At 55.5% G+C, this 524-nt stretch carries 1 rRNA gene; it reads left to right on the top strand.

Annotated elements, in window-relative coordinates:
- A 23S ribosomal RNA gene (locus tag ACFOHL_RS17545) occupies nt 1-524 on the top strand; the annotation flags it as partial.

The following is a 524-nucleotide window of genomic DNA, read 5'->3' as shown; positions in this document are numbered from 1 at the left end:
GTCCCGTTATCCGGGATGCGGACAGTGTCTGGTGGGTAGTTTGACTGGGGCGGTCTCCTCCCAAAGCGTAACGGAGGAGCACGAAGGTTGGCTAATCCTGGTCGGACATCAGGAGGTTAGTGCAATGGCATAAGCCAGCTTAACTGCGAGACAGACACGTCGAGCAGGTACGAAAGTAGGTCATAGTGATCCGGTGGTTCTGAATGGAAGGGCCATCGCTCAACGGATAAAAGGTACTCCGGGGATAACAGGCTGATACCGCCCAAGAGTTCATATCGACGGCGGTGTTTGGCACCTCGATGTCGGCTCATCACATCCTGGGGCTGAAGTCGGTCCCAAGGGTATGGCTGTTCGCCATTTAAAGTGGTACGCGAGCTGGGTTTAGAACGTCGTGAGACAGTTCGGTCCCTATCTGGTGTGGGCGTTGGATGATTGATGGGAGCTGCTCCTAGTACGAGAGGACCGGAGTGGACGAACCGCTGGTGTTCGGGTTGTTTTGCCAAAGGCATTGCCCGGTAGCTACG

The sequence above is a fragment of the Agaribacter flavus genome (genome assembly GCF_042646125.1).
Taxonomy (GTDB): Bacteria; Pseudomonadota; Gammaproteobacteria; order Enterobacterales; family Alteromonadaceae; genus Glaciecola; species Glaciecola flavus.
Note: the sequence above shows the minus strand (reverse complement) of the source record. Positions and strands in the feature narration are given on the sequence as shown.